The sequence below is a fragment of the Acidovorax sp. Leaf191 genome (assembly GCF_001424425.1).
Taxonomy (GTDB): Bacteria; Pseudomonadota; Gammaproteobacteria; order Burkholderiales; family Burkholderiaceae_C; genus Acidovorax.
Genome location: NZ_LMPT01000001.1, coordinates 510,122 through 532,423, shown reverse-complemented (window position 1 = coordinate 532,423; position 22,302 = coordinate 510,122). Strand labels below are relative to the sequence as shown.

The window sequence follows — 22,302 nt, the reverse complement described above, 5'->3', positions numbered from 1 at the left end:
GCAGAGCGCCACCCCCACGACAACACGAATCCACAACACCACGATGAAGGAGACAACCATGAAAAAACGCGCTGCCCTGCACGCCCTCGCCACGGCCACCGCCCTCCTGCTGGGTGGCGCCAGCCATGCCCAGGACTTTCCGCCCAAAAAGCCCGTGACCCTGGTCGTCGGCTTTGCCGCCGGCGGCGCGGCCGACGCCGCCGCGCGCCTGATCGCCAAGAAGCTGGGCGAGAACATCGGCCAGCCGGTGGTGGTGGACAACAAGGGCGGGGCGGGCGGCAACATCGCCCACCAGTTCGTGGCCAATGCCGTGCCCGATGGCACCGTGCTGCTGCTGGGCTCGGTGGGGCCGCTGACCATCGCGCCGCACCTCATGAAGCTCACCTACGACCCGTTCAAGGACCTGGCGGCGGTGTCGGGCGGGGTGAACTTTCCGAACGTGCTGGTGGTGCACCAGGACGCGGGCGCCAAAACGCTGGCCGAGTTCGTGCAGCTGTCCAAGAAGAAGCCCGGCAGCGTGGACTTTGCCTCCACCGGCGCGGGCTCGGCGTCGCACCTGGCGGGCGAGTTGTTCAACCAGCGCGCGGGCATCGACATGACCCACGTTCCATACAAAGGGGGTGCTCCAGCCCTGCAAGACCTGCTGGGCGGGCGCATCACCTCGTACTTTGCCGCGCCGCCCACGGCCATGCCGCATGTGGAGACGGGCAAGCTGATCCCCCTGGCCACCACGGGCCTCACGCGCCCGGCGTACCTGCCGAACATCCCCACCGTGGCGGAGTCGGGCTACCCCGGCTTCGAGGCGCTGAACTGGTATGCCTTCGTCGCCCCCGGCAAGACGCCGCCGGCCATCCTGGACCGCTGGAACCAGGAGATCGTGAAAGTGCTCAACGATGCGGGCGTGAAAGAGGCGCTGAACAAGCACGGCCTCACGCCCCAGCCCACCACGCGCGCCCAGCTCACGGCCTTCATGAAGAAGGAATCCGCGCAGTGGGCGGCCATCATCAAGGAGCGCAAGCTCACGGCGGAGTGAGCGCTGCGGCCCACAGGCGAGCCACAGAGCGGCCAAAGAGCGGCCCTATGGGCGGCCTGCAGGAAGGCCCGGGCCTAGCCCTGCTGCGACGCCGGCTCGGTGACCGAGATGTCGGTGTGCACCAGCGACAGCGGAAAGCGCTGGCCCGCCAGGTAGTCCTCCAGACAGCGCAGCAGCAGCGGGCTGCGGTGGCGCTCCGGGCAGGCGCGGATCTCGTCGGGCGTCATCCACACCGTGCGCACGATGCCGGTATCGAGCGTGCGCCAGTCATGGTGCGTGCCCAGCGTGCCCGCGAACGCAAAGCGCATGTAGGTGATGTCGTCGCCGGTGCGCGTCTTGGTGAAGCGGTTCAGGTACACGCCGATCAGGGTCGTGGGCTCGAAGTCGTGGGCCGTTTCCTCCAACACCTCGCGCGCGCAGGCCTGGATGGGCGACTCGCCCGGGTCCAGGTGGCCCGCGGGGTTGTTGAGCTTGAGGCCGTCCGTGGTCTCTTCCTCGACCAGCAGAAAGCGGCCGTCGCGCTCGACGAGCGCGGCCACGGTGACGTTGGGTTTCCAGCGGTGGGGCATGGCGCGCATTATGACGAGGCAGCATGACGTGCTGCCAACAGCCCGTTCCAGCCGCCCTGCGCTGCTGTCGCGCAGGGGCTACGGCAGTGCTGCCTTGGCGCCAGTTGCCTACAGCATTCGCACCATGTACACCGCGCCTGCGCCATAGCTGGCCAGCCGCTCGCGCTGCACCGCATCGGCCAGGGGCTGCACCGCGTAGCCCTGGCGCTCCCAGTAGCCCTGCGAGCCCTGCACCGACACCAGCGCCGTGTGCTGCAGTCCCTGCGCCCGCGCGGCATCCCACATCGGCTGCAGCAGGGCGCGGGCCAGCCCCTGGCCCGCGCAGTCGGGTAGCACGGCCATGTCGTGCAGATAGAGCGTGTCGGGCTGCGGCACCGCCTCGAAGCTGCCGTGCAGGGGCGTTACCTTGTGCCGCACCGACCGGTAGGCGGCCAGGTAGGCACACACCACGCCCGCGCGCTCCAGCACCAGCGAGCAGTTGGCGGGGCTGGCCAGACGCCGCGCAAAGACCTCGCCGCTTTCCACAAAGCCCTCGCCGTAGCAGGCCAGCTGCACCGCCAGCAGGCCGGGCAGGTCCTGCAGTGAGAGGGGGCGAACGTGAGGTGGAGTTGAGCGCATCAGGGCACGGTGGTCAGCAATGGCCAGGTCCTCAATGATAGGGACGTGCATGACCTGCCGGGTCATCGACGCCGTTCACGCCCTTTTGAACAATGACCCCAGGCCGCACGCGCATGTCCTGTGCGGCCGACCCACCTGTATCCACACCCTCAAAAGGAGCCATGCCATGAACACCGTCGAAACCCCGGAGCACGCCACCACCATCCCCACCGCCGCCACGGTTGCCCCCGAGCTGGCCGCGCGCTACATCGCCGCCTGGAACGCCACCGACGGCGCGCAGCGCGACCATCTGGTGCGCAGCACTTTCAGCAGCGATGTGCAGTACCGCGACCCCATGATGGAAGGCCAGGGCCACGATGGCCTGGCCGCATTGATCGCTGGTGCGCAGCAGCGGTTTGCGGGTCACCGTTTCACCCTGCTGGGCACACCCGAGGGGCACCATGATGTCGTGCGCTTTTCGTGGGCGCTGGCCGCCGATGGCGCAGAGCCCGTGGCGCGCGGCACGGATATGGCGGAGGTCGACGCACACGGCCGCCTGCGCAAAGTGACCGGTTTTCTCGACTATGTCGCCGGGGCCTGACTGCGACACGGCGCAACGCGAAGCAAGGCGGCGTCAGGACTGCACTGCAGGCCCTCACCCTCACCACGTCACTTCAGCACCGGCGCCTGCACGAAGTCGTCGAGCGACAGGCCCTTTTCCTTGAGCAGGGCTTCCAGCACGGGCTGCAGGCGGCCCAGGCTTTCCTGCACCGCCTCGCGCACGGTGTCCACCACCACCTGGGTGCTGCGCTCGATCTCGATGTTGAGCGCATCGCCCTCGCGCTTGCCCTCGAACACGGTGGCGCGGCGCGTCTCGGGGATCATCCAGATTTCGAACCAGCCCTCTGGCCGGTTCACCTCGGCCACCGTGAGGCTGGCGCCGTGGATGGCAATGTAGCCCTTGGCGAAGATGTAGCGGCGAAAGGCCTCGGGCACCGCCACGCGCCACACCAGGTTGTTGTCGAACTCGCGGCGCTGCACCAGCGTGCCGGTGAAGTCCACATGGCCCGACAGCGGGTGGCCGCCGATCTCGGCCCCGTCCTTGGCCGCGCGCTCCACGTTCACGCGGTCGCCCTCGGCGTAGCTGCCCAGCGTGGTGATGTTCAGGCTCTGCAGCATCACGTCGAAATTGGCCTGCGTGGGCGAGAGGATCTCGGTCACCGTGAGGCACACGCCGTCGGTGGAGACGCTGGCGCCGATGGCCAGGTCCTGGCAGAAGCCTGGCGGAAAGTCGAGCGTGAAGGTGCGCAGGCCTGCGCGGTCTTGGATGGCGGCAATGCCTGCCGTGGCCTGGACGATGCCTGTGAACATGGTGGGGAGGGGCGGTGGAGCCCGCGGATGGGCAAAGGCGAATTTTGCCATTCGACCGCTGCGCAGGCTGCGCCTCAAGCCTTAGCCCCTATCACCGTTCGGGCTGAGCCTGTCGAAGCCTTGCCTTGGCTTCGACAAGCTCAGCCCGAACGGTTGAGGGGCTGTGGAGATCTCACGACGACCGCTGGGGCAGCCCCAGCGGTCGTCACACACCGCGCGGCTGTTGCCCGCCCCGATTACTTGGCTCGCAGCAGCTCGCCCACTTCCAGCAGCACCAGCTCGTTGTCGTCCGCCTTGTTCGGCTCGCGGCTGCTGCTGAAAGGCAGGTTGTTGTCGTTGCCCACGACGATGTGCGTGCCGTCCACCACGTCCACGTTTTCGATGGTGAAGAACGGGAAGGTGAGCACGCCGTTGGTCAGCGGCTTCTTCGACAGGCGCTTGGGGTCCTGGATGTTCATGAGGTCGATGTAGCCGACCTTGCGGATCTCGCCGCCCACGTTCGCGTCGCTCATCTCGACCTTGTACACGCGCTTGAACTTGGCCAGGTCGTGGAAGCAGTCGGTGCGCTTTTGGTCTGCGGGGCAGGCCTTGTCGGCCGTGCCTTCGCCGTTGTCGCGCTCGATGATCAGGCCCGTGCTGCTATCGATCATGTTGAAGTCGCCGATGGCGTGGTGGTTGGCCTCCAGCACATACTTCCAGTGGCGGCCGGTCCATTGCTCGCTCTTCACGTCGAACTCCAGCACGCGCAGGTACTGCTTGCCGCCCACGTTCTCGTACGCCTTGGCGTCCTCGTTCCACAGCGGGCCTTCGAGCAGGGCGTAGAGCTTGCTGCCGTCCTTGGACGACGCCATGCCTTCGTAGCCCTTGGAGCGCTTGACCTCGAAGGGCGTGGGCTTGGCGTCCGGCGCGCCGGGCATCAGCACGCCGGGGGCGTCGGGCGAGCGCACGACCTTGCCGTCGACCTTGGTTTCGAACACGCCCAGCACCTTGCCGTTCAGGTCCGCCTTGATGAGGAAGGGGCCGAACTCGTCGCCGATCCACAGTGCGCCACCGGCGAACTGGAAGCTCTCGGGGTCGAAGTCGGCGCCGGTCAGGTAGCGCTGGTCCGTGCCTTCGTGCGTGATGCGAAACGGCACCTTCTTGTCGGGGTCGTGCAGGAAAATCGTCTTCTGGCGCTTGAACTCGCCGCCCTGGAAGTCCACCGTGTAGTGGTTCAGGTACAGCATGAAGTCGGCCGAGTTGGCCTTGGCGCCGGCGCCGTTGTCGGTGAGGATCCAGAACGATCCGTCGGCCATGCGCTTGATGCCCGAGTGGCCCTGCAGGGGCTGGCCCTTGAAGGGCAGCGAGACGCCGGTGTCTCGCCCGCCCGACTGGCCCATCACCGTGCCGATGGTCTCCACGCGGCGCGGGGTGGTGAACTTGCCACTGGCCTGCAGGTCCTGCGGTGCGTCCTTGGGTGCGGGGATGACGGTGAAGGCCGGCAGCACGGCGTGGCCGGCCAGCGTGGCGGGGTAGGCCTGCTGGGCCAGGGCAGAGGTGGAGAAGCAGGCGGCGGCGGTGCACGCCAGCAGGGCGCAGGCACCCAGGGTGGAGAGTCGGGACATGGTCGCTCGGGCAGTGAAAGCAGATGAAGCGGCGACGATGCCGCCTGCCCGTGACGAGGGTGTGACCGTGGGGCGCCGGTGCGGCAGGCCCGGGGCGCTGCGCGCTGACCACACCGACCGCACCGACCGCACCGACCACCGCGGCGGCGGCGGCGCGGAGAGCGTGGCCAGTGCGGGCCGCCGCTTACAGCGGCACCAGCTCCACGCGCCGGTTCTTGGCGCGGCCGCCTTCGTCGCCATTGCTGGCCACCGGGGCCAGGTCGGCCACGCCGAAGGCGGACAGGCGCGCGGCCGGAATGCCGTACTGGCTGGTGAGCGCGGCGTTCACCGCCTCGGCCCGGCGCTTGGACAGCGCGATGTTGGAATCCAGCGAACCCTGGTTGTCGGTGTGGCCCACCACGCGCAGCTTGAGGGTCGCCTCGGCCTTGAGCAGCTTGGCGATCTCGTCGAGCGCGGGCTTGGACTCGGGCTTGATGTCGGCCTTGGCCGTGTCGAACAGGATGCCGTACAGGGCCACGCGGCCGGTGGTGGCGATGGCCTTGGACATGTCGCTCGCGTTCACCGTGACCATGTTCTGCTGCAGGGCGCCGGTCTCGATGATGTCGACCGCCGCGTAGGCGCCCTTGACGGCCTTGTAGTCCTTGCTGGCGTTGGGCCAGCTGACCGCCTCGACCACGATGTAGATGTCTCCCTGCGGGCGCGGGATCTTGAAGCTGGCGATGCGCGCGGTGGCGGTGTCGGCCTGGGTGAAGGTGTAGGTCGAGCGCGTGGTGTTGATCTTGCGCCAGCCGTAGGTGCACAAAAAGCAGGTGCGGTCGCGGAAGGCATCGTCCTTGCCGGAGTCGTACAGCACCGTGCCGCCCGCAGCCTGCACTTCGTTCTGGTAGTTGCGCACCAGCTCGGCGGGAGATGCGTCGCCGGCCGCCTCGTACCACAGGCGGGTCACCGCGCCCTCGACCGGCAGGGTGCTGGCCCACGAGCGCTTGGTGGTGGTGGTGTCGTACTTCTTGTAGGTGCCGGTGGGCACGACGTATTCGTCGAAGCGCTTGTAGTCGTAGCCCACGATGGTGGAGCCGGCGAAGCGTTTGACCAGGGGGTTGTCCTTGGACCCGGCGATGTCCTGGGCCGAGGCGGGCGAGACGAGGACCAGCGCGGACACCGCGGTGGCAAGCGATACGAGCAGGCGGCGCATGAGCGTCATGGCGTCTTTTCTCCAAAAAAGTGGGCGATGCGCGAGTGTCTCCGGTTTGCCGCGGCCAGCGCGCCCCTGCGCCCGCAGGCAGGGGCCGGAGCGTGAACAATTGGGCAAAAAACCGCACCAGGGCGTGGCCGAACGGCGGCCGCCGCGCCGCAGCCCCCGCCGGGCCTCAGGCCTGGATGAACACCGGCGTCCCCACGGGCACCCGCTCGAACAGGTCGATCACATCCGCATTGGCCATGCGCACGCAGCCGTGCGACGCGGGCACGCCCAGCGGCGTGCCGTCCGGGCAGCCGTGGATGTAGATGAAGCGGCGCAGCGTGTCCACACCGCCGCCCCGGTTGAAACCGCGCTCGCAGCCGGTGAGCCACAGGATGCGCGCCAGGATCCAGTCGCGTCCGGGATGCTGCGCGGCCAGTTCGGGCGAATACACCTCGCCCGTGGGCCGGCGCCCGACGAACACCGTGCCGGGTGCGCAGCCCGCGCCCACCTTGGCCCGCACTCGGTGCTGGCCGCGTGGCGTGCAACCGCTGCCGTGGGCCTCGCCAACGCCGTTCAGCGCGGTGGACACCGGGTAGCGGGCCAGCACCTCGTCGCCAGCGAGCAGGCACAGCTCCTGCCGGCCGATGTGGATTGCGATGTGGATCGCCGCGCCCACGGCCCGCCTACCCCGCGGCCGCCACGAGGCCAGCCCCATGCCCGCGGGTGAAGGCTTCTTCGAACACCGAGTAGCCCGACCAGTCGCTGTGCGCGAACGCCAGGCGCGCCGTGGCGGGCGTGGGCAGGGCCAGCGCGCGCTCTGCTTTTGATAGCTGGCTGCGCTTGCCAGGTGCGCGGTAGAGGCCGATTTGGCTCAAATACGTGACCAGCCCCGGCGTGGGGATGGCCATGGCGTGCCCGTAGCGCGTGACCTCGACCCGCGTGACGCGGCGGCGCAGGTCGGGGTGGGGCACGGACAGGGCGGCCAGCGCGCCCTCGGCCCAGTGCTGCCAGGGCTGCTGCGCCAGTTGCTGACGGCCGTCGGGCACGCTGCCCAGGGCCTGGTAGTACGTCAGCACGGTGGGGCCGGCCAGTGTGGCGCGGGTGTCCAGGCGCTGGTGGCCTGCGTCCACGTAGCCCAGGCCGCCGGGCGTGGCGTCGGCGTAGAGCACGTTGTCCCAGGCGGGCGCGGCGCCGGGCCGGTCGGTCAGCGGGCTGTCGATGTGGAGGTTGGCCACCAGCCAGGGCGCCCAGGTCAGGCGCTGCGCCGCGCCGGTCAGGAAGGTGGGCGGGTTGCGCACCACGCGGGAGGCGATGTGCACCGGCAGCGCCACGATGCAGCGCGGCGCCTGCCAGCGCTCCACGCTGTCGGTGGCGTGGTTGTACGCATCCACCTCCACCCCGTGGCGGCCTTCGGTGATGCGCAACACGCTGGTGGCGGTGCGCAGCTGGCCGCCGCCCTGGGCATTGTTCTGCAGCGGGGCCGCCAGGCGCCGGGTGATCCAGCCGTTGCCTTCGGGCCAGGTGAGCACGCTCTCGCGGGACTCGTCCGCCGCCTCGCCGGGCGCATGAAAGCCGTGGCGGCTGGCGAAGTAATGGATGCCCGCCCAGGCCGACACCACGGCCGTGCCTGCGCCGTAGTCGTCGCGGCAGCTGTAGTCGAGGTACCACCGCAAGTGCCCGTCGTCGAAGCCCTGCTGATCCAGCCAGGTGGCGAACGTGACGGCATCGAGCGCCTGGTGGGGCTGGGGCAGCGGCTGGCCGGGGCCCAGGGACCGCATCATCGGCATGGTGAAGCGCGCGGCCCGGGTGGCATCGTCCACCGCCTGCGCAAACCGGCGGTACTGCGCGATCGTGGTGTCGGGCACGCCGTGCACGGGCAGCAGGCCCTCCTGCCATTCACCCTGGAAGAACAGGCGCTCCTGCGGGCTGTGGCACAGGTGGCGCTCGTCGTAGCGCCAGCGGCCGGACACGCGCTGGCGCAGGCCCAGTTCTTCCAGCAGGTTCTGCACCTCGGGCGCATCGTCGCCCGGCACCGGCAGGTAGTGCGCGCCCAGCGGGCAGGCAATGCCCCCCACCGCGCCGCCCCGGCTGTTGCCGCCGGCGCTGTCTTCCAGCTCCAGCAGCGCAAAGTCGTCCACGCCCGCGAGCCGCAGCGACCGCGCCGCCGCCAGCCCCGCCACGCCACCGCCCGCGATGATCACCTGCGCGCGCCGCAGCACCGTGGGCTCGGGCAGGGTGCCGGTCTTGAGCAGGTCGCGCAGCGCATGGCCGCGCTGCATGTCGATGCCGGCGAAGCCGCCCTGCAGCGTGCGCGGCGCCTCGTCGCAGCCCGGCAGCAGAACTGCGGATGTCGCAAGAGCACCCGTGGCTAGAAAATGGCGGCGTTGCATAGTGTCAGTGTGTTGGATTCGGGTCTGCAGTCAACCATCCACACCGTTCGGGCCGAGCCTGTCGAAGCCTTGTGCGGCGCTTCGACAGGCTCAGCGTGAACGGTTCTTTCATTGGCAAAACTTGCTGGGCCGCTAAGCCGTGGGGTGCAAAAAGGGAATAGGCATCTAGTGCTTTCCCCATTCGCGCTCGTAGGTGTGGACCAACGCCTGGTTCGACAGCCGGTTCACCTCCGTCGGCACCCGTGCCATGTCGCGCGGAAAGTCGAACAGCAGCGGCAACGAGTCCAGCGTCAGAAAGCGCAGGTGGTCCGGCAGCGTCTCGGGCAGGCGCCAGGGCCGGCGGCTGGCGATGACGAAGCCCCATTCGCCGAAGCTGGGCACGTGGGCGTGGTACGGCGCGGTCTGCAGGCCCACCGACTCCATGGTCTGCACCACCGTCCAGAAGCTCTTGCGCGCCACCAGCGGCGAGGTGGTCTGCACCACCGCATAGCCGCTGGCGGCCAGGCGGTTGGCCAGCAGCGCGTAGAAGCTGTTGGTGTACAGCTTGCCGATGGAAAAATTGGTGGGGTCCGGGAAGTCCACCACGATCACGTCGAAGGTCTCCAGCGCCGCAGGGATTGCCGCTGGACTTGCTGGACCGCGCGGTGCAGTCCCAGTGCTGCTGGCGCCTGAGGCGCTGGCGGCTGGGGGTTGCGCTTCGGCACCCGGCTCGGCCGTGTTGCCCTGCAGCCACCCGAACGCATCGGTGTTGATGATCTTCACCTTGGGGTCGCGCAGCGCGTTGCCGTTGAGCTGCGCGAGCATGGGGTTCTCGCTGAAGATGCGCGTCATGGCCGGGTCCAGCTCCACCAGCGTGACGGATTCGACCGAGCGGTACTTCAATATCTCGCGCACGGCCATGCCGTCGCCGCCGCCCAGCACGGCCACGCGCTTCGGATGGCCGTGGGCCGACATGGCGGGGTGCACCAGGGCCTCGTGGTAGCGGTACTCGTCGGCCTGCGCGAACTGCAGGTTGCCGTTGAGGTAGAGCCGGTGGCCCAGCCGCCCTTGCGTCACGACGATGCGCTGGTAGGGCGATGCGGTGCTGAAGACGATGCGGTCCTGGTAGAACTTGTCCTCGGCAAAGCTGGTGATGTGGTCTGCCCCGGCAAAGCCCGCGATCAGCAGCGCGAGCACCATGGCACAGGCGGCCACGTGCGCGCGCAGGCGGCGCAGCTCGTGCCGAAAGAGCCACACGGCCCACAGCGCCACGGCGGCGTTCATCACGCCGAACAGCAGCCCCGTGCGGATCAGCCCCAGGTGCGGCACCAGCAGCAGCGGGAAGGCCAGCGACACCGCCAGCGCGCCCAGGTAGTCGAAGGTGAGCACCTGCGAGACCAGGTCCTTGAGCGCCACGTTGCGCTTGAGGATGCGCATGACCAGCGGGATCTCGAGCCCCACCAGCGTGCCCACCACCATCACCATGCCGTACAGCAGGAACCGGAACGCCCCCGGCGTGTACGCATTGGCCAGGAACAGCGTGGCCGGCAGCGCCCCGCCCACCAGCGCCACCAGCAGCTCGATGCGCAAAAAATGCGCAGGCAGCTGCCGCTCGAAATAGCGCGACAGCCACGAGCCCACGCCCATGGCGAACAGGTAGGTGCCGATGATGGTGGAGAACTGCAGCACCGAGTCGCCCAGCACATAGGACGCGAGCGCCCCGGCGGCCAGTTCGTACAGCAGGCCGCAGGCGGCCACGACGAAGACGCTGATGAGCAGCGCGATGTCGATGGGGCGTGCGCCCTGCGACGGGGCTTGTTCTGCCGGTCGTGCGGGTGACGGTTGCACCGTGGTCAACCCGCTACCCCAGCGAGCTGCGGTTGCGGGAGGTTGGTGCCGCGCTGCTGGGCATCAGGCATGCCTGTCACGCTACGGCGTAGCTGCTCGGCAGCATGTTCGTGATGAATGACGATGTGGAGTGATTTCATGAATCGCGATGAATAGCCGACTGAGACTGATTGGGGATGATTGGGGAGCCAAGTTCAACGCAACCAATTGATGCCCAAGACTTATTTGAAGCCCATTGGGGAAGAATCCATTTTGTTTGGGATCAGTCCGGGTTTTGGAAGCTCTGCGGAGCATGAATCGTGGCATCACGTGGCGAGAGCGGAAGCTTCGAAAGTCGAGCCCAGCGCCCGCCGCCGCCTTGGTTTTCCCGCCGATATTCCGAATGCCCTTTCTTGGACACCTCGTCGAGTAACGCCTTCACATACTCCTTGCGATACGCCAACTCAGGAATCAGCAGTTGGGGGAGCAACAAGGCATAAACCGGCAAGGGCGTAGGACGCCAGATCGTCGCCTTTGCGGCCGGTCACGCTGTGTGTCAGGTGCGCTATTCCTTCCACTCATGACGCCCGTCCTCCGTGGGAGAGTGTGCTTGCAACCAGGCCTGCAATTCGATGGGCCGTGAGCTCCGCAGAGGACATGTCACAACGCATTCGCGTCCATACATTGAATTTCTATTGCGGCTGCCAAGGCTGTTCGCGTGGACCCCGCGAGTGTGTTCGCTGCGGGTGCGGACGGCACGCCCGGTACGGCACTGCCGAATTCAATGAATCGCAGCCGCCACGATGATGCTGATGCCCAGGCACATCGCTGCCACCACCATGGCCAGGGCCCTGTTCTGCTTTTCGACGATTTCGCGCCACAGGTCGTACGGCGTGATCTTGTCGACGATGACGAAGCACACCCAGAAGATGACCACGCCGATCAGTGCGTACAGGATGGACCCGAGGAACGCCGCGGGCTTGAGCCATTCGATTCCCATCATGATGTGTTCTCCTTGGAACGGTTGTCTGTCTGTCGATTGAATAAAAAAGAGGGGCGGTGCGCCAGCCTTGGCCTCCAGCGCCGCACCTACTTGTGGCTGCCGCCCGAGGAGTACCCACCGTACGAGCCCCCCGAGCTGCGGTAGCTGGACGACGACGAGCAGTTCTCCCGTTGCGGATCGCAGCTGGAGCAGCGGCTGAGCAGCACGAGCAGGATCAAGATCACCACCGCGATGATGATGATGGTGCCGCAGCCCAGGCCCGACTTGGCCACGAACGGGCCCGGGTCGTCGCGTTTGAGCACGTCCTGCTTGTCTTCGAGCTTGAAGGCCTTGGCCACCGTGTCGCTGGCCAGCTTGTCGCCGGCGGACCAGGTGATCTCGTTGGTGCTCTGCTCCATCGACAGCACGCCCTTGCTGCCCTCGAAGTCGCGGTTGAAGGTCTTCTGGCCGCGCGTGACCTGCCAGTAGAACTCGCCCAGCACGTAGGTCGTCTCGGCCTCGTAGCTGTACTTGAGCTTGTAGGTCGTGCCCAGGTAGGTGGCGGTGCTTCCGGTGCCGGCCAGCTGCGGCGCGCCGGTGGTGGGGCGCACCATGCTCCAGCCTTCTTCCGAATCGACCAGGAACGCGAAGCCGCGCTTCTGGTTGTAGAGCAGGTACTCGCTCCAGCCGAAGTGTTCGTCGTCGCCGGGCGCAACGCCCATGCGGTGCTGAAAGCCCACCACCTGCCAGTGCACGCCCTGCAGCTGTCCCTTGCTGCCCAGCGGGATGATGGGCTGCACGGGCTCGTCCTGCTCGGCAGAGCGCAGCTCGCCGCCCACGCCGCCACTGAGGTCGATGATGCTCGCGCACGAGCCGCAGGTGAGGCTCTTGGTGCTGGACAGCTGCACCTGCACCGGTGCGCCGCAGTGCGGGCAGCTGAACTGGCGGCCTTTTTCGTCCTTGGCGGACTCGTCCTTCAGGCCCTGCAGCTGCAGGTCTTCGAGCAGCACGGACTTGCCGCGCTCCACATTGGGCGGGGTGTGGCCGTAGTCGATGCTGACCACTTCGCCGTCGGCGCTGCGCAGCTCGACCATGCCGAAGGGGTGCCCCAGCGGCGGCAGCTTGGGCAACTCGCCCTGCGCGGAGATGAGCGATGCCTGGCCGGTGTAGGCCACGCTGTAGGGCTTGCCGTTGATGGCGGTGGTGGTGCCGACGCGAAAGCGCTCGGCCGCGGGCATCTCGCGGCCCGGGTCGATGGGGCGGGTGAAGACGTAGGCGCCGTTGTCCTCGCCCAGCGTGGCCAGGGTGCCGTCGTTGAGGAACGCCGCCCATTCGGTCCACACCCCCGCATCGCCCTTGTACTGCAGGCGGCCCACCAGCGTGAAGGGGATGTCCTTGCCATCGAGCTGAATCCGCCCGCTGGCCATGAGCTGCAGCGGGCTGTGGTCGTCGAACAGCTCGGCCATCTTGCCCAGGCGCTGCAGCACGTCGCCATTGCGCACCACGGTGCTCTGGCAGTAGCCGCAGACGGCGTGCGTGGACTGCGCGCTGCGGAATTCAACCGGCGCGCCGCAGCCCGGGCAGGGCGCGCGGTAGTAACGCTGTGTGGGGTCGGCGGTGGCCATCGTGCTGTGTTGGTGCTGCGCCGTTCAGCGCGATGCAGGGCCGGTGAAGGCCCTGGCGCTTGTCCCTCGTGCGCAGGCAGCTATTATTATGATAGCAACCGGGTCAGATCAGCTTCTTGAGCAGCTCGGCCTTCTTGGCGTCGAACTCTTCCTGGGTCAGGATGCCCTTGGACTTGAGCTCGCCCAGCTTCTCCAGCGTGGCCATCACCTCGTCGGGCCGCACGCCCGCGGGCGCAGCCGCCGCCTGGGCCGCCGCTGCGGCAGCAGGCGCCACCGGCGTCTGAAGGCCTTGCTGCAGGTTCTGCGCCAGCACCTGGCCCAGCGCCACGCCGGCCCCGAGGCCCATGGCGTCGCCCGCGATGCCGCTGCCGCCACCGCTGTTTTCGGCGAACTTGGGGATGGCCTGCGCCGTCTGGTATTGCATGAACTTGGCCATGTCGTTGCCGACCATGCCCATGCCGATCTTCTGGTCGAGGATCTTCTGCAGCTCTTCGGGCAGCGAGACGTTCTGCACCGTGAGGTTTTCGATCAGCAAACCCAGCTTGGCGAAGATGGGCGCGAGTTCCTTGGTCAGCGCATCGGCGAACATGACCTGGTTGGCCGCCAGGTCCAGGAACGGCAGGCCGCTGCCGGCGATGGCGTTGCTGATGTTCTGCAGCACCAGGCCGCGCAACTGGCCTTCGAGGTCCGCCACGGGGTAGGACTCGCGCGTGCCCGAGATCTCGGTGTGGAACAGCTTGGGGTCGGCAATGCGGAAGGCGTAATTGCCGAACGCGCGCAGGCGCACCGCACCGAAGTCCTTGTCGCGGATCGTGATGGGCTGGGGCGTGCCCCACTTCTGGTCGATCTGCTGGCGCGTGCTGAAGAAGTAGACGTCGCTCTTGAAGGGGGACTCGAAGAGCTTGTCCCAGTTCTTGAGGTACGTCAGCACCGGCAGCGTCTGCGTGGTGAGCTTGTAGGTGCCGGGCGTGAACACGTCGGCCACCTGGCCTTCGTTCACGAAGATGGCCATCTGCGACTCGCGCACCACCAGCGTGCCGCCGTTCTGGATTTCCATGTCGCGCATGGGGAAGCGCCAGGCCAGGGTGCCGTCCCCCTCTTCGGTCCATTGAATGATGTCAATGAACTGTTTCTTGATGAAGTCCATGAGGGCCATGTCTGCTCCCAAAGCAAAGAGAAGGGGGTTGAAGAGAGCGGCCATCATAGCAACGGGGCTGCAGGCCTCCGGCGCTTTTTTCAGGGCGCGGCCGTGAAGTAGTTCACACCCTGCGCTGTCCTCGTACCGGCCAGCACAGGCTCGGCACGGTGCATAGCGGCTATCTCTGCATTAGCGGCAATCAATTGGTCTTCGCTATTGAGAATGCCTACCATTCACTCCATGCCTTCCCGAGCCGTTACACACCCGGGATCGGCGTTGCCACTGACAGGAGCCCCACCATGACCCGCATCCGCCAAGCCGCTCACCAGAACAAGACCATGCTGATGAAAACCGGCAGCTATTACCTGGTACACATCTGCGTCGCCGCGATGGTGGCCTACGCGGTGACGGGCAATTTCTGGGCGTCGCTCACGCTGAGCCTGCTCGAGCCTACGGTGCAGGCGGTGGCGTTTTTCTTTCACGAAAAGGCCTGGGACCGCAAGCTGCGCAAAGCCGCGGGCACAGCGCCCGGTGGTGCGCATGCAGCGCTTGCGCCACAGGCCGGTTGAAGAGAGTCCGAGCCCTTCCTTCATCCATCAGCAATCGACCCCGCAAGGAGCCCACCATGTACAAGATTCCTCTCCACAGCCGTTCCACCGCAGGCCTGGCGTTTCAGCGCTGGCTTGTCGACCGCTTGGCGCGCATGGCGTCGACGCACTGACGCCATCGTCGGAAAACCCGGCGCAAAAACGACGATGCCCCGCAATCGGGGCATCAGGTGATACAGAAGGGGCCAGAAGCAACTGCCGCCCGCCCCGGCGGTTTGCTTGCCGGTCAGGCCCGGGTGTCCAGCAGCGATCCCATCATCTGATCCTGCGTCTTGATGGTCTGCAGGTTGGCCTTGAACGCATAGGTGGCCGACATCTGCTCCACCGCCTCCTGCTCCAGCGCCACGCCCTTGGCGTCCTGCTCGCGCTGCACCGTGGCCTGCACCCCCGCGCTGTCCTTGGCCTCCTGCTGGGCCACCACCTCGCGGCGGTAGCCGGGGGTGTTCATGTTGGCCACGTTGTTGGCCGAGGCATCCAGGCGCAACTGGGCGGCCTGCAGGCCGGAACTGCCGATGGAGGAAATGCTGGCCATGGTGTGCTCCGCTCAACGCGCTGAAGGAAGAAGGCCCCGATTGTCCGCCCGGTTCTTGCTGGACGCAAGGCGTCATCCACTGTGCGCCTGCACCAGGCACTGCGCAAACGCCTGGGCCGCCCGCGGCGGCTGGGGCGACTTGCGCAGCACGCTCACGAATTCGCAGCGGTAAAAGAACTGCGCGGGCGACACCGCCTGCATCAGCCCCTGGCGCTCGAAGCTCTCCGCATAGTGGTCAGGCAGAAAACCCAGGTAGCGCCCGGACAGGATCAGCGTCGCGATCGACTCCTGGTCGAACCCCGTCGCCTTGCGCGGCAGGCGGGCGCTGTGGCTGAGTTCCATGTTGGGCGAGTGGTAGCCCAGGCCGGCGAACTGGTAGGCGCGCAAGGCCTCCCAGGTCAGGCTGGCATGGTCGGTGCCGAACAGCGGGTGCCGGGCGCCGCAGTACAGCAGCATGGTCTCGGTGAACAGGTTGGCGTACACCAGACTCTGTGACGCGCGGTGCGCCGGGATGATGCCCACGTGGAAGCTGCCGTCGATGAGCCCGCGCTCGATGGCGTTGATGCTGGCCACGTGCATCTGCAGGCTGACCTCGGGCGCCTGAGTGGCGAAAAGGGCGATGGCGTCGCCGATGTGCGCGGCGGGGTTGCTGGCCGTCTTGTCGAACACCGCCACCTCCAGCCGCCCGCCCATGCGGCGGTGGATGTCGTCGATGCTGCTGCGAAAGGCGTCCACGGCGGACAGCAGGCGCAGGGTTTCGTCGTACACGCGCTGGCCTTCGGCCGTGAGCGCAAAGCCCGCGCGGCCCCGGCGGCACAGGGTGAGGCCCAGGCGGGTTTCCAGGTCCTTCATGTGGCGGCTGACGGTGCTGGTGCCGATGTTCAGCTCCAGTTCGGCCGCAGACATGCCGCCGCATTCGACCACGCTCTTGAACACCTGCAAAAGGCGCAGGTCCATGTCGCTGAGCTGGCCCAGCACCGCGCGGTGCCGGGCGTTGGGGCTCGACAGCGATGTGGCCGGGGGAGCGGGAGATGGCTTGGGGGTGTCTTTTACTTGCATAAATCGTCAAGTAAACATTGATATTGCACTATTGGAGAGATTAACAGGCGGCACAACAATGCGCTGTCGGCAGGGCTTTGCCACGCAAGGCCCTGCGCTGCCCCCTTACCGTCCTTTCACCCCGCCCCTTACCGCCGCCCTGGAGACCGCCATGAGCTTCGTCCACATCGAAAAACCCGCCGCTGGCCCGGACAGCCCTCGCATGGATGCCGCATGGCTCGATGCGCACTGGATGCCCTTCACCGGCAACCGCAACTTCAAGGCCAAGCCGCGCATGATCGTGAGCGGCCAGGGCGCCTACTACACCGACGCCGAAGGCCGCAAGATCTTCGACGGCCTCTCGGGCCTGTGGTGCTCCGGTCTCGGGCATGGCCGCAAGGACGTGGCCGAAGCCATCGGCAAGGCGGCGGCCACGCTGGACTACTCGCCCGCGTTCCAGTTCGGCCACCCGGCCTCGTTCGCGCTGGCCAACAAGCTCAAGGAGCTGACGCCCGCAGGCCTGGACTACGTGTTCTTCACAGGCTCCGGCTCCGAGTCGGCCGACACCTCGCTCAAGATGGCCCGTGCCTACTGGCGCGCCAAGGGGCAGGCGAGCAAGACCCGCCTGATCGGCCGCGAAAAGGGCTACCACGGCGTGAACTACGGCGGCATCTCGGTGGGCGGCATCGTGGGCAACCGCAAGACCTTCGGCCAGGGCATCGAGGCCGACCACCTGCCCCACACCCAGCCACCGGCCGGCACCTTCCAGAAGGGCATGGCCGAGGACGGCGGCCGTGCGCTGGCCGACAAGCTGCTGGACGTGATCGCGCTGCACGACGCATCCAACATCGCCGCGGTGATCGTGGAGCCGTTCTCGGGCTCGGCCGGCGTGGTGATCCCGCCCAAGGGCTACCTGGAACGCATCCGCGAGATCTGCACGCAGAACAACATCCTGCTGATTTTTGATGAAGTGATCACCGGCTTTGGCCGCTGCGGCGCGTGGACGGGGGCCGAGGCCTTCGGCGTGACGCCGGACATCCTGAACTTCGCCAAGCAGGTGACCAACGGCGCTCAGCCGCTGGGCGGCGTGATCGCCACCAAGGAGATCTACGACACCTTCATCAGCCAGGGCGGGCCCGAGTACATGCTCGAATTCCCGCACGGCTACACCTACTCGGCCCACCCCGTGGCCTGCGCGGCCGGCAATGCGGTGCTGGACATCCTGCAAAAAGAAGACATGCCCGGCCGCGTGAAGGCCCTGGCTCCGTTCTTCGAGAACGCGGTGCACGGCCTCAAGGGCGCCAAGCACGTGGCGGACATCCGCAACTACGGCCTGGCCGCGGGCATCACCATCAGCGCCCTGCCGGGCGAGCCAGCCCGCCGCCCGTACGAGATCGCGATGAAGTGCTGGGACAAGGGCTTTTACGTGCGCTACGGCGGCGACACCATTCAGCTGGCGCCCCCGTTCATCAGCACCGAGGCCGAGATTGATCGCCTGGTCAACGCACTGGGCGACGCACTCAGCGAGACCGCGTAAGCGCTGGGCCCGGCCACCGACGCCCACACCCCAAGCTCCTAAATCAATAGCTGCTGTCGCTTGCCCATCCAGCGGTAGCGGCATTTTTTACTTGAAACCAGCCATGAACCACGACAAGAACGTCACCACCACTGTCGGCCACCTGATCGACGGCCAGCTCGTTGCCGACACCGAGCGCACACAGCCCGTGTTCAACCCCGCCACCGGCCAGTCCACCACCAGCGTGGCGCTGGCCAGCAAGGCGACGGTCGAGGCCGCCATCGCATCGGCCGAGGCGGCCTACCCCGCCTGGCGCAACACGCCGCCGCTCAAGCGCGCGCGCGTGATGAGCAAGCTCAAGGTCCTGCTCGAAGAGAACGCCGACAAGATCGCCGCCCTGATCACCGCCGAGCACGGCAAGGTGCTGAGCGACGCGCACGGCGAGCTGCAGCGCGGCATCGAGAACGTGGAGTACGCGAGCTATGCGCCCGAGCTGCTCAAGGGCGAGCACAGCCGCAATGTGGGCCCCAGCATCGACTCGTGGAGCGAGTTCCAGGCGCTGGGCGTCACGGCAGGCATCACGCCGTTCAACTTCCCGGCCATGGTGCCGCTGTGGATGTGGCCCATGGCCGTGGCCTGCGGCAACACCTTCGTGCTCAAGCCCTCCGAGCGCGACCCCAGCAGCACGCTGTTCATCGCCCAGCTGGCACTCGAAGCCGGCCTGCCACCGGGCGTGCTGAACGTGGTCAACGGCGACAAGACAGCCGTGGACACGCTGCTGCAGGACCCGCGCGTCAAGGCCGTGAGCTTTGTGGGCTCCACCCCCATTGCCGAGTACATCTACGCCGAAGGCTGCAAGCACGGCAAACGCGTGCAGGCCTTGGGCGGCGCCAAGAACCATGCGGTGCTGATGCCCGATGCCGATGTGGACAACGCGGTGAGCGCCCTGATGGGCGCGGCGTACGGATCGTGCGGCGAGCGCTGCATGGCCATCCCGCTGCTGGTGGCCGTGGGCGACGCCGTGGGTGACGCCGTGATCGCGGGCCTGAAGACCGAGATCGCCAAGATGAAGGTCGGCCCCGGCACCCAGACCGACAACGGCGGCAACGACATGGGCCCGCTGGTCAGCAAGCCGCATTTCGAGAAGGTGACTGCCTATGTGGACAGCGGCGTGGCCGAGGGCGCCACGCTGGTGGTCGATGGCCGTGGCATGAAGGTGGCGGGCCATGAAGAGGGCTACTTCCTGGGCGCCTGCCTGTTCGACAACGTCAAGCCCGGCATGAAGATCTACCAGGAAGAGATCTTCGGCCCCGTGCTGGGCGTGGTGCGCGTGAAGACGCTGCAGGAAGCCATGCAGCTCATCAACGACCACGAATACGGCAACGGCACCTGCATCTTCACCCGCGACGGCGAAGCCGCCCGCTACTTCACCGACCACATCCAGGTCGGCATGGTGGGCGTGAACGTGCCCCTGCCCGTGCCCGTGGCCTACCACTCGTTCGGCGGCTGGAAGCGCAGCCTGTTCGGCGACCTGCACGCCTACGGTCCCGATGCGGTGCGCTTCTACACCAAGCGCAAGACCATCACGCAGCGCTGGCCCAGCGCCGGTGTGCGCGAGGGCGCGGTGTTCGCCTTCCCCAGCAGCCGGTGATGCCGGCAGATAAGCGCAGATACCCGCTGATTTGACCCTGCAGCGCCCCCAGCCCCTCGGCTGCGGGGCGTTTTTCATGGGGGCGCCGATTGCAGCGGCGCAGGTCATCACTGATGCACCCGCATAAGCAGATCCGCTTACTAGGGTTTTTACCGGCATCGTCCTACAATCGCGGACCCTTACAAAGCTGACAGCCCGCGCGGAGCCGCTGCAGCCCGGTTTTTTTGCACCCACCCCTGAGTTGGAGACACTGAATGCCCGAGAACACCACGGCCCAGAACGAGAACAACAACAACGAATCCGACAAGCGCGCCCAACTGCGCCGTGCCGCTCTCGAGTACCACGAGTTTCCCAAGCCCGGCAAGATCGCCATTGCCGCCACCAAGCAGATGGTCAACCAGCACGACCTGGCGCTGGCCTACTCGCCCGGCGTGGCCGCCCCCTGTGAAGAGATCGTCAAGGACCCGGCCAACGCGTTTCGCTACACCGCACGCGGCAACCTGGTCGCCGTCATCACCAACGGCACGGCCGTGCTGGGCCTGGGTGACATCGGCGCGCTGGCCTCCAAGCCGGTGATGGAGGGCAAGGGCGTCCTGTTCAAGAAGTTCGCGGGCGTGGACGTGTTCGACATCGAGATCGACGAGAAGGACCCCGCCAAGCTGGTGGAAGTGATCGCGGCACTGGAGCCCACCTTCGGCGCGATCAACCTCGAAGACATCAAGGCGCCCGACTGCTTCTACGTGGAGCGCGAGCTGCGCAAGCGCATGAAGATTCCGGTCTTCCATGACGACCAGCACGGCACGGCCATCACGGTGGCGGCGGCCATGGTCAATGCGCTCAAGGTGGCGGGCAAGAAGATCGAGGATGTGAAGCTCGTGACCAGCGGCGCGGGCGCCGCGGCGCTGGCCTGCCTGAACCTGCTGCTCAAGGTGGGCGTGCAGCGCAAGAACGTGTTCGTCACCGACCTGGCCGGCGTGGTGTACGAAGGCCGCGAAGAGCTGATGGACGACGACAAGCGCCAGTTCATGCAAAAGACCGACGCGCGCAAGCTGGCCGAAGTGATCGCCGGTGCCGACGTGTTCCTGGGCCTGTCGGCCAGCAACGTGCTCAAGCCCGAAATGGTGGCCACCATGGCCGAGCGCCCGGTGATCTTCGCGCTGGCCAACCCCAACCCCGAAATCATGCCCGAGCTCGCGCACAGCGTGCGCAGCGACATCATCATGGCCACGGGCCGCTCGGACTACCCCAACCAGGTCAACAACGTCCTGTGCTTCCCGTACATCTTCCGCGGCGCGCTGGACAGCGGCGCCACCACCATCACCGATGAGATGGAAATCGCGGCCGTGCACGCCATTGCCGAGCTGGCCCAGGCCGAGCAAAGCGAAGTGGTGGCCGCAGCGTATGTGGGCGAGAAGCTGTCGTTCGGCCCTGAGTACCTGATTCCCAAGCCGTTCGATCCGCGCCTGATGATGAAGATCGCCCCGGCCGTGGCCCAGGCGGCGGCCGACAGCGGCGTGGCGCAGCGCCCCATCACCGACATGGATGCGTACCGCGACCGCCTGCAGGCCTTCGTCTACGCCTCCGGCACGACGATGAAGCCCATCTTCGATGCGGCCCGCACCGCCGCGCGCAAGCGCGTGGCGTACGCCGAGGGCGAGGAAGAGCGCGTGCTGCGCGCCGCACAGATCGTGGTGGACGAGCGCGTGGCGCGCCCCACGCTGATCGGCCGCCCGGCCATCATCGCCCAGCGCATCGAGAAGTTCGGCCTGCGCCTGAAGGAAGGCGTGGACTACGACGTGGTCAACACCGACTTCGACCACCGCTACCGCGACTTCTGGCAGACCTACCACCGCATGACCGAGCGCAAGGGCATCACCCAGCAGGTCGCCAAGATCGAGATGCGCCGTCGCCTCACGCTGATCGGCGCGATGATGCTGCACAAGGGCGAGGTGGACGGCCTGATCTGCGGCACGTGGGGCACCACGGCCAACCACCTGCTGTACATCGACCAGGTGATCGGCAAGCACGCGGGCGGCGCCGACAGCACCGAACAGGACGTGCCGGTGTACGCCTGCATGAACGGCCTGATGCTGCCCGGCCGCCAGGTGTTCCTGGTCGACACGCACGTGAACTACGACCCCACGCCCCAGGAGCTGGCCGAGATCACCGCGCTGGCCGCCGAGGAGATGATGCGCTTTGGCTTCAAGCCCAAGGCCGCGCTGCTGTCGCACTCCAACTTCGGCACCAGCAACAGCCCCAGCGCCATCAAGATGCGCCAGACGCTGGAGCTGCTGCGCCAGCAGGCTCCGTGGCTGGAGGTGGACGGCGAGATGCACGGCGACGTGGCGCTGGACGGCAAGGCCCGTGCGGCCGTCATGCCCGGCAGCGAACTGACGGGCGATGCCAACCTGCTGGTCTTCCCCAACATCGACGCGGCCAACATCGCCTACAACCTGCTCAAGACGGCTGCGGGCGGCGGTATCGCCATCGGCCCGGTCCTGCTGGGCGCCGCCAAGCCGGTCCATATCCTGACGCCGAGCGCCACCGTGCGCCGCATCGTGAACATGACCGCACTGACCGTGGCCGATGCCAACGCGTTGCGGTAAGTCACCAACCGATAGCAAGTGCTAACTTAAAACACTTGCACCCCCTTTCAGCGTCT

The 22,302-nt window shown here is 67.1% G+C and carries 20 protein-coding genes; 6 read left to right on the top strand and 14 right to left on the bottom strand.

Annotated elements, in window-relative coordinates:
• The first annotated feature begins 58 nt into the window (after positions 1–58).
• Positions 59–1,033: a Bug family tripartite tricarboxylate transporter substrate binding protein gene (locus tag ASG27_RS02365; RefSeq protein ID WP_056410976.1), complete on the top strand. Its 975-nt coding sequence runs from the start codon at positions 59–61 to the stop codon at positions 1,031–1,033.
• Between the two features lie 74 nt (positions 1,034–1,107).
• Here the strand turns inward: ASG27_RS02365 and ASG27_RS02360 are convergent, their stop codons facing one another.
• The gene (locus ASG27_RS02360; RefSeq protein ID WP_056411618.1) at positions 1,108–1,602 is read right to left on the bottom strand and encodes an NUDIX hydrolase; all 495 of its coding nucleotides are present in this window, start codon (positions 1,600–1,602) and stop codon (positions 1,108–1,110) included.
• Positions 1,603–1,710: 108 nt separating this feature from the next.
• Positions 1,711–2,220 carry a GNAT family N-acetyltransferase gene (locus tag ASG27_RS02355; protein ID WP_056411616.1) on the bottom strand — a complete coding sequence of 170 codons (510 nt, stop codon included), beginning with the start codon at positions 2,218–2,220 and terminating at the stop codon, positions 1,711–1,713.
• A 166-nt stretch (positions 2,221–2,386) separates the two neighbouring features.
• Between ASG27_RS02355 and ASG27_RS02350 the strand changes: the two genes are divergently transcribed.
• Positions 2,387–2,800 (top strand): nuclear transport factor 2 family protein, encoded by a 414-nt coding sequence (locus ASG27_RS02350; protein WP_156370415.1) that lies wholly within the window; start codon positions 2,387–2,389, stop codon positions 2,798–2,800.
• A 68-nt stretch (positions 2,801–2,868) separates the two neighbouring features.
• Here ASG27_RS02350 and ASG27_RS02345 read toward each other — a convergent pair whose 3' ends face one another.
• From ASG27_RS02345 to ASG27_RS02305, 10 genes are all read right to left on the bottom strand, one after another.
• On the bottom strand, positions 2,869–3,570 hold the full coding sequence (locus ASG27_RS02345) for a riboflavin synthase (protein WP_056410973.1): 702 nt from the start codon (positions 3,568–3,570) through the stop codon (positions 2,869–2,871).
• A gap of 236 nt (positions 3,571–3,806) precedes the next feature.
• A complete protein-coding gene (locus ASG27_RS02340) occupies positions 3,807–5,174 on the bottom strand; it encodes an esterase-like activity of phytase family protein (RefSeq protein ID WP_056410970.1) in 1,368 nt (455 codons plus the stop codon).
• Positions 5,175–5,358: 184 nt separating this feature from the next.
• Positions 5,359–6,375 carry an OmpA family protein gene (locus ASG27_RS02335; RefSeq protein WP_056410967.1) on the bottom strand — a complete coding sequence of 339 codons (1,017 nt, stop codon included), beginning with the start codon at positions 6,373–6,375 and terminating at the stop codon, positions 5,359–5,361.
• A 166-nt stretch (positions 6,376–6,541) separates the two neighbouring features.
• The gene (locus tag ASG27_RS02330) at positions 6,542–7,030 is read right to left on the bottom strand and encodes a L,D-transpeptidase (RefSeq protein ID WP_235503870.1); all 489 of its coding nucleotides are present in this window, start codon (positions 7,028–7,030) and stop codon (positions 6,542–6,544) included.
• Positions 7,031–7,037: 7 nt separating this feature from the next.
• Positions 7,038–8,744, bottom strand: coding sequence for an NAD(P)-binding protein (locus ASG27_RS02325; protein WP_056410965.1), 1,707 nt, complete (start codon positions 8,742–8,744; stop codon positions 7,038–7,040).
• 165 nt (positions 8,745–8,909) lie between these two features.
• Entirely contained in the window at positions 8,910–10,580 is a 1,671-nt protein-coding gene (locus ASG27_RS02320; protein WP_442854066.1) for a polyamine aminopropyltransferase, read from the bottom strand.
• A gap of 253 nt (positions 10,581–10,833) precedes the next feature.
• A complete protein-coding gene (locus ASG27_RS27420) occupies positions 10,834–11,058 on the bottom strand; it encodes a hypothetical protein (RefSeq protein ID WP_156370414.1) in 225 nt (74 codons plus the stop codon).
• 273 nt (positions 11,059–11,331) lie between these two features.
• On the bottom strand, positions 11,332–11,553 hold the full coding sequence (locus ASG27_RS02315) for a DUF350 domain-containing protein (protein WP_056171400.1): 222 nt from the start codon (positions 11,551–11,553) through the stop codon (positions 11,332–11,334).
• 86 nt (positions 11,554–11,639) lie between these two features.
• A complete protein-coding gene (locus ASG27_RS02310) occupies positions 11,640–13,157 on the bottom strand; it encodes a DUF4178 domain-containing protein (protein WP_056410962.1) in 1,518 nt (505 codons plus the stop codon).
• Between the two features lie 103 nt (positions 13,158–13,260).
• Positions 13,261–14,313 (bottom strand): SPFH domain-containing protein, encoded by a 1,053-nt coding sequence (locus tag ASG27_RS02305; RefSeq protein WP_056410959.1) that lies wholly within the window; start codon positions 14,311–14,313, stop codon positions 13,261–13,263.
• Between the two features lie 281 nt (positions 14,314–14,594).
• On the opposite strand from ASG27_RS02305, the gene ASG27_RS02300 reads away from it, so the two are divergent.
• Positions 14,595–14,864: a DUF2061 domain-containing protein gene (locus tag ASG27_RS02300; RefSeq protein WP_056410957.1), complete on the top strand. Its 270-nt coding sequence runs from the start codon at positions 14,595–14,597 to the stop codon at positions 14,862–14,864.
• A 265-nt stretch (positions 14,865–15,129) separates the two neighbouring features.
• Here ASG27_RS02300 and ASG27_RS02295 read toward each other — a convergent pair whose 3' ends face one another.
• Together ASG27_RS02295 and ASG27_RS02290 are read right to left on the bottom strand one after the other, a co-directional pair.
• Positions 15,130–15,435 carry a flagellar basal body protein gene (locus tag ASG27_RS02295; protein WP_056171407.1) on the bottom strand — a complete coding sequence of 102 codons (306 nt, stop codon included), beginning with the start codon at positions 15,433–15,435 and terminating at the stop codon, positions 15,130–15,132.
• 72 nt (positions 15,436–15,507) lie between these two features.
• A complete protein-coding gene (locus tag ASG27_RS02290) occupies positions 15,508–16,413 on the bottom strand; it encodes a LysR family transcriptional regulator (protein ID WP_056410955.1) in 906 nt (301 codons plus the stop codon).
• Positions 16,414–16,645: 232 nt separating this feature from the next.
• Here ASG27_RS02290 and ASG27_RS02285 point away from each other — a divergent pair, with 232 nt between their 5' ends.
• The 3 genes from ASG27_RS02285 to ASG27_RS02275 all read left to right on the top strand — a co-directional run bounded on the left by ASG27_RS02285 (position 16,646) and on the right by ASG27_RS02275 (position 22,246).
• Positions 16,646–18,010 carry an aspartate aminotransferase family protein gene (locus tag ASG27_RS02285; protein WP_056410952.1) on the top strand — a complete coding sequence of 455 codons (1,365 nt, stop codon included), beginning with the start codon at positions 16,646–16,648 and terminating at the stop codon, positions 18,008–18,010.
• Positions 18,011–18,113: 103 nt separating this feature from the next.
• Positions 18,114–19,640 carry a CoA-acylating methylmalonate-semialdehyde dehydrogenase gene (locus ASG27_RS02280; RefSeq protein WP_056410949.1) on the top strand — a complete coding sequence of 509 codons (1,527 nt, stop codon included), beginning with the start codon at positions 18,114–18,116 and terminating at the stop codon, positions 19,638–19,640.
• A gap of 254 nt (positions 19,641–19,894) precedes the next feature.
• Positions 19,895–22,246, top strand: coding sequence for an NADP-dependent malic enzyme (locus ASG27_RS02275; RefSeq protein ID WP_056410948.1), 2,352 nt, complete (start codon positions 19,895–19,897; stop codon positions 22,244–22,246).
• Positions 22,247–22,302 lie beyond the last annotated feature (56 nt).

What these genes read in the sequence shown, in the direction of transcription:
- ASG27_RS02365 (WP_056410976.1), top strand. Translation starts at nt 59, where the DNA reads ATGAAAAAACGCGCTGCCCTGCACGCCCTCGCCACGGCCACCGCCCTC.
- ASG27_RS02360 (WP_056411618.1), bottom strand. Translation starts at nt 1,602, where the DNA reads ATGCCCCACCGCTGGAAACCCAACGTCACCGTGGCCGCGCTCGTCGAG.
- ASG27_RS02355 (WP_056411616.1), bottom strand. Translation starts at nt 2,220, where the DNA reads ATGCGCTCAACTCCACCTCACGTTCGCCCCCTCTCACTGCAGGACCTG.
- ASG27_RS02350 (WP_156370415.1), top strand. Translation starts at nt 2,387, where the DNA reads ATGAACACCGTCGAAACCCCGGAGCACGCCACCACCATCCCCACCGCC.
- ASG27_RS02345 (WP_056410973.1), bottom strand. Translation starts at nt 3,570, where the DNA reads ATGTTCACAGGCATCGTCCAGGCCACGGCAGGCATTGCCGCCATCCAA.
- ASG27_RS02340 (WP_056410970.1), bottom strand. Translation starts at nt 5,174, where the DNA reads ATGTCCCGACTCTCCACCCTGGGTGCCTGCGCCCTGCTGGCGTGCACC.
- ASG27_RS02335 (WP_056410967.1), bottom strand. Translation starts at nt 6,375, where the DNA reads ATGACGCTCATGCGCCGCCTGCTCGTATCGCTTGCCACCGCGGTGTCC.
- ASG27_RS02325 (WP_056410965.1), bottom strand. Translation starts at nt 8,744, where the DNA reads ATGCAACGCCGCCATTTTCTAGCCACGGGTGCTCTTGCGACATCCGCA.
- ASG27_RS02315 (WP_056171400.1), bottom strand. Translation starts at nt 11,553, where the DNA reads ATGATGGGAATCGAATGGCTCAAGCCCGCGGCGTTCCTCGGGTCCATC.
- ASG27_RS02310 (WP_056410962.1), bottom strand. Translation starts at nt 13,157, where the DNA reads ATGGCCACCGCCGACCCCACACAGCGTTACTACCGCGCGCCCTGCCCG.
- ASG27_RS02305 (WP_056410959.1), bottom strand. Translation starts at nt 14,313, where the DNA reads ATGGCCCTCATGGACTTCATCAAGAAACAGTTCATTGACATCATTCAA.
- ASG27_RS02300 (WP_056410957.1), top strand. Translation starts at nt 14,595, where the DNA reads ATGACCCGCATCCGCCAAGCCGCTCACCAGAACAAGACCATGCTGATG.
- ASG27_RS02295 (WP_056171407.1), bottom strand. Translation starts at nt 15,435, where the DNA reads ATGGCCAGCATTTCCTCCATCGGCAGTTCCGGCCTGCAGGCCGCCCAG.
- ASG27_RS02285 (WP_056410952.1), top strand. Translation starts at nt 16,646, where the DNA reads ATGAGCTTCGTCCACATCGAAAAACCCGCCGCTGGCCCGGACAGCCCT.
- ASG27_RS02280 (WP_056410949.1), top strand. Translation starts at nt 18,114, where the DNA reads ATGAACCACGACAAGAACGTCACCACCACTGTCGGCCACCTGATCGAC.
- ASG27_RS02275 (WP_056410948.1), top strand. Translation starts at nt 19,895, where the DNA reads ATGCCCGAGAACACCACGGCCCAGAACGAGAACAACAACAACGAATCC.